The 5,111-nt window shown below is 59.9% G+C and carries 4 protein-coding genes and 2 pseudogenes; 3 read left to right on the forward strand and 3 right to left on the reverse strand.

Annotation, left to right across the window (positions count from 1 at the left end):
* Nucleotides 1-281, reverse strand: a pseudogene (locus U1701_RS18535) (IS3 family transposase); the annotation flags it as partial.
* Nucleotides 282-339: 58 nt separating this feature from the next.
* Between U1701_RS18535 and U1701_RS18540 the strand changes: the two are divergent.
* Nucleotides 340-1,523, forward strand: a protein-coding gene (locus U1701_RS18540) for an IS3 family transposase (RefSeq protein WP_443026103.1) whose coding sequence is annotated in 2 segments (ribosomal slippage) — nucleotides 340-622 and nucleotides 622-1,523 — 1,185 coding nt in all. Because the reading frame shifts where the segments join, the coding sequence is not laid out codon by codon here.
* An 86-nt stretch (nucleotides 1,524-1,609) separates the two neighbouring features.
* Here the strand turns inward: U1701_RS18540 and U1701_RS18545 are convergent.
* Nucleotides 1,610-2,008, reverse strand: coding sequence for a DUF3597 domain-containing protein (locus U1701_RS18545; RefSeq protein ID WP_332784040.1), 399 nt, complete (start codon nucleotides 2,006-2,008; stop codon nucleotides 1,610-1,612).
* Between the two features lie 148 nt (nucleotides 2,009-2,156).
* Between U1701_RS18545 and U1701_RS18550 the strand changes: the two genes are divergently transcribed.
* Nucleotides 2,157-2,747: a DUF4142 domain-containing protein gene (locus U1701_RS18550; protein WP_332784041.1), complete on the forward strand. Its 591-nt coding sequence runs from the start codon at nucleotides 2,157-2,159 to the stop codon at nucleotides 2,745-2,747.
* A gap of 155 nt (nucleotides 2,748-2,902) precedes the next feature.
* Entirely contained in the window at nucleotides 2,903-4,786 is a 1,884-nt protein-coding gene (locus tag U1701_RS18555; protein ID WP_332784042.1) for an AI-2E family transporter, read from the forward strand.
* A 73-nt stretch (nucleotides 4,787-4,859) separates the two neighbouring features.
* On the opposite strand, the pseudogene U1701_RS18560 reads toward U1701_RS18555, so the two are convergent.
* A pseudogene (locus tag U1701_RS18560) lies at nucleotides 4,860-5,111 on the reverse strand (hypothetical protein); the annotation flags it as partial.

Consider the following 5,111-nt stretch of genomic DNA (forward strand, 5'->3'; position numbering starts at 1 on the left):
AGCGCCAGGCACTCCCTGCTGGCCTCGTCGATGATCGTGAGGATCCGGAACTTGCGCCCGTCGTGCGTTCGCGCTTCGACAAAGTCGTACGCCTAGACATGCCCCGGATACTCCGGCCGCAGCCGGATGCACGAGCCGTCGTTCAACCACAGCCGGCCACGCTTGGGTTGCTTCTGTGGCACCTTCAGCCCCTCACGCCGCCAGATGCGCTCGACACGCTTGTGGTTCACCGACCACCCAGCGGCATGCAGCAGTGCGGTCACCCGACGATAACCGTAGTGATCTTCCCTCGGTTTGACGGACACCAATGATAGGCTTTGGGGAGCCAGGAGGTGTATGATGGCGAGTACGACAAAACGTCGGTTCACGGACGAGTTCAAGCGCGAGGCGGTCGCGTTGTGGGAGACGAGCGGTCGCATGCAGACCGAAGTGGCCGCTGAGCTGGGGATCATGCCCACAATGCTGCGTCGTTGGCAGCGCAAGTTAGGGGATAGTAGTGCTTCAGCGGAAAGCCCGGCGGCGAAGCCGCCAGTATCGGCGATGACGTCGCCAGCAGATCAGGCGTCAGAGATCGCGCGGCTGCGCAGGGAACTGGACCGCGCGCGGATGGAGCGGGACATACTAAAAAAAGCCGTCGGCATCTTTGCGGAGATGCCGCGATGAAGTTTGCTTTTATCGAGCAGCATGCGTCCACTTGGCCGGTGAACGTGATGTGCCGCATGCTCGGCGTGTCGCGTAGCGGCTATTACGACTGGCGCGTCAGGGCACCGAGTGCGCGGACGACAGCGAACCTGGCATTGTTGCACGACGTCCGCCGGCTTCAGGCGCGGCACCAGGGGCGTTACGGATCACCGAGGATGCATGCCGCCCTGCGGGCGGAAGGTCGGCCGTGCAGCCGTGGTCGCGTCGAGCGCCTGATGCGTCGCCATCGTATCCGCGCGCTGGCGGGGCGTCGGTTTCGACCGTGTACCACCGACAGTCGTCACTATCTGCCGATTGCGCCGAACCTGCTGGCGCAGCGCTTTGCGGCATCCGTGCCGAATACGATCTGGCTCGCCGACATCACCTATATCGCGACCGGGGAAGGCTGGCTGTATCTGGCCGCGGTGCTCGACCTGGCGACCCGCAAGATCGTCGGATGGGCCATGCGCGACCACATGCGAACCGAACTGCCGCTTGCCGCCATGATGATGGCGGTCCAGCGGCAGCGACCAGCGCTCGGTCTCATCTGCCACTCGGACCGCGGGTCGCAATACGCGGCCGGCGCCTATGTCGACCACTTGGCGGCAATCGGCGCAACGCCATCGATGAGCCGCACCGGCAATTGTTACGATAATGCCCCGATGGAGAGCTTCTTCCACACCCTCAAGGTCGAGCTCGTCCATCAATGCCGATGGCCAACACAGGCCGAAGCGCGACGGGCGCTGTTCGGATACATCGAAGGCTATTACAACCGGCAACGCATGCACTCGGCTCTTGGGTATCTCACGCCCGAGCAAGCCGAGCAAAGCATGACCGGATAACCCAGCGTGTCCGCCGAAACGGGGGAAGATCAGAACTAAAGCTGGAGGGGGCTGCACCTTGTACAGCTCCCTCCGGACTGAATCGCTTAGTTGCGCAGGCTGTCTGGAACGATACCGCCGTTATCAGCGAGCTTCTGCATTACAGCCTTGTGAAGGGCAATGTTCTGCTCGGCCGAGCCGTCGGCTGCAGCATGGACGTTCAGTTCGCTGGCGAGTTCCTTGCGGGCTGTGAGACTGGAATCCAGGTCCAGCAGCTTCAGAAGATCGACGATTGAGCTCTGGTAGTTGCCCCCGCCATCTTTCATCGATGCCATCTCGCTGAGGACCGCACCGACGTCGACGGACTGCTGAGGCGCTTCTGGGGCGGGCTGGGCGGTAGCGGTCGGCGCAGCCTGCGGCGCAGCGGCAGGGGCTTGACCTGGCGCAGCGGCTGGTGCGGTTTTGTGATGGAAAACCTTATTCATGATCGTGCTGAAGATGCTCATTGCCGTGTCCCGATAAGGCCGGCAGCGGTGCCGGCAGACAGGCAGAACGAACACGCCCTGCGATCGGTCCGAGTCCGTTGCTAGAACGGAACGGTCCACTCGAGGCACGCGTTGACCTATCAGCACAAAATACCGGATGGAGGCGATAATGACTATAAAGACCTTGGCACTGGTATCGGTAGCGGCGCTGTCATTGGCCGCATGCGCCAAGAAGGCCGAAGATCCGACTGCCGTCGATAACAGCACTTATGCCAACATGACTGCCACGGACTTGAACGCAGCTGGTTCCAACGATGCCATAGCAGCACCCGCCTCGGGTGGGCAGGCTTTCGTCAACATGGCAGCTGGGAGCGATGCGTTCGAGATCGAGACCTCGAAGCTGGCTGTAATCAACGGCGCATCTGCTGCGGTAAAGAAGTTTGCTGGCCAGATGATCACAGCCCATGAGGGTTCGACGGCGAAGCTGAAAGCACTGACGGCAACGCTGTCGCCAGCCTTGACTCCTAACCCGGCGCTCAATGCCGAGCAGCAGCAGAAGCTTGCTGATCTAAAGACCAAGCAGGGCATCGACTTTGACACTGCATACGCTGCCGCCCAGGTCGCGGGGCATCAGCAGACGCTCCATACGCTTAAGGGATATGCAGCTACCGGCGACGTGCCCCAGTTGAAGACCTTCGCGGCGGACTTGGCACCGACGGTTGCAGCGCATCTCAACATGGCAAAAGCTCTGAAGTCCTAACGTCGGGTTTTAGCCGATGAAGTACGAAGCAAAAAGGTTCACCAAGTGTACTTCTTGGCTTTACCTGTCCTGACTTCGGGACAAAGACAACACAAAATGCTTCGTGCCGGGTCTCGACGTGACCGATACGCGAGCCCCTGCAGGAAGATTTCCGCATGAGCAGCCCTGACAACATTGCCGGCTACAAGGATGTAGTGACTGGTAGCCGCGAAGTTCCCGCGGATAATCCAGGTGCGGCACAAATCCGTTCGGCCTCGGCGCCTGAACTCAAAACGCTAGCCGGCGTAGCTGTTGGTACGCTCGTCATCGCCGCCCTGTATTTCGGTCAAGAGGTGCTTATCCCGATCACCCTGGCGGTGATGCTTTCCTTCGTTCTGTCACCGGTCGTGAATTTGTTGCAGCGCCTGCGTCTTTGGCGTGCTCCTGCCGTGATTTTGACCGTCATAGCAGCCTTGGGTCTATTGGGTTTGTTCGGCGCGCTCGTCGGCAGTCAGGCGGCATCACTGACTGTAAACGCGCCGCAATATGCTCGCACCATCGAAGCCAAGGTCCAAGGGGTTCAGGGGTTTGCGGTTGCACGCCTTGCCTCGATCACAAAGGAACTGGGGGGCGCGCGACCAACTACCCGGCCACGTGCCGCCCCGCCAACGCTGGCAACACCGCCGGCTGTGACACCGTCCGACCAGCGCCGCCCTATTCCGGTCGAACTCATCCAAGGCAGCACATCGCCGTTTGCAATAGCACGTACGGTTCTCGAACCCATTCTGGGCCCGTTGGAAACGACAATCATCGTTCTCATCGTCGCAATCTTCGTTCTGATGCAGAAGGAGGATCTGCGCGATCGCTTTATCCGCGTGTTCGGATCAAGCGACCTGCACCGCACGACGCGTGCTATCGACGACGCCGGTCAGCGCCTCAGTAAGTATTTCCTTTCCCAGCTGGCTGTGAACACGTGCTTCGGCGTCGTTATAGCCCTTGGTCTATGGCTGATCGGCATACCATCGCCCGCCATGTGGGGCGTGATGGCGGGGTTGCTGCGCTTCGTACCCTATATCGGGCCGTTCTTGGCAGCTGTGGCTCCTGCAGCTTTCGGTGCGGCCGTGGATCCAGGCTGGGGCATGGCGCTGGAAGTCGTCGCTCTCTTCGTGATCATCGAGCCGCTCACGGGTTATGTTGTCGAACCATTGCTCTATGGCCACTCGACAGGTCTTTCGCCTGTATCGGTAATTGTATCGGCGATCTTTTGGACGTGGCTGTGGGGTCCGATCGGGCTGATCATGTCCACACCGCTGACGCTATGTCTGGTGGTGATGGGACGCCACGTGAAGAGCCTGGAGTTCTTTGACGTCCTTTTGGGCGACAGACCGGCGCTGACACCTGTCGAAAGCTTTTATCAACGCATCCTGGCGCGGAACCCGGACGAGGCTTTGGCACAGGCCGAGCTGCTTCTCGCTGACCGGTCACTTACAGAATACTACGACGGGGTCGTGCTCGAGGGATTGAAGCTGGCGGTCGAGGACGAGGCGCGCGGGACGATCGACCAGGTTGGCGCAAATCAGATGACCAAATCAATGATGTCCGTGATCGAGGACCTACAGCCTACCCCAGCAGTAACACAGTCTGATAGGACGATACCCGCCCAAACGGTTGCCTGCGTTGCCGGGCACGGTCCGTTCGACAACGCCGTGACCGCCATGCTTACACAGCTGCTTGGCCAACAGGGGGTGCCAGCACGACGTGTCCACAATAGCGCGGTCTCAAGGGATGCCGTTCAGTCGTTGGACCTTGCCGGAGTTGATGTAATTGCAATCTCCTACCTGGAGGTATCCGGCTCGCCGGCACAACTTCGTTACCTCGTTCGACGATTGCGGGCGAGAGCTCCAAACGCTCGCATTGTTGTTGGCCTATGGCCTCAAGGGGAGGCGGCACTCAGCGATACTTCGATTCAACATGTATTAGGTGCGGACAGATATGTAAGCTCGTTGAAAGATGCGGTCGCAAATATCATGAAGTCCGAGCCTTACGCGAAAGTGGCTTAGCCGACTGAAGGGTGCTGTCTGTCTAATGCGAACCGCTCCCCACACATGCAGGTCGGGCTTCAAGCACAGCCGCTTAGCTCGTGAGGACCCGGCACTTCGCCAGTGCGGCTGAACGTCGTTCCTTGTAGGTTTGGCGGTCGACGAGGTGGCGTTCGGGATTAAAGTGATTGTGGACATTGGCATGAACCGAAGCGAACTTCTGCAGAGTCTGAACCGCGCCGGGTCTACCGGAGGCGTTGGGTTGTGAGTCACGCAGCCATATCGATGTTGTCTGCGGCAGCATAATATTGATCTTCGGCTTCGGCAGGCGGGATGTTGCCGATTG

It is taken from the genome of Sphingomonas rhamnosi (genome assembly GCF_036663615.1).
GTDB lineage: Bacteria > Pseudomonadota > Alphaproteobacteria > Sphingomonadales > Sphingomonadaceae > Sphingomonas.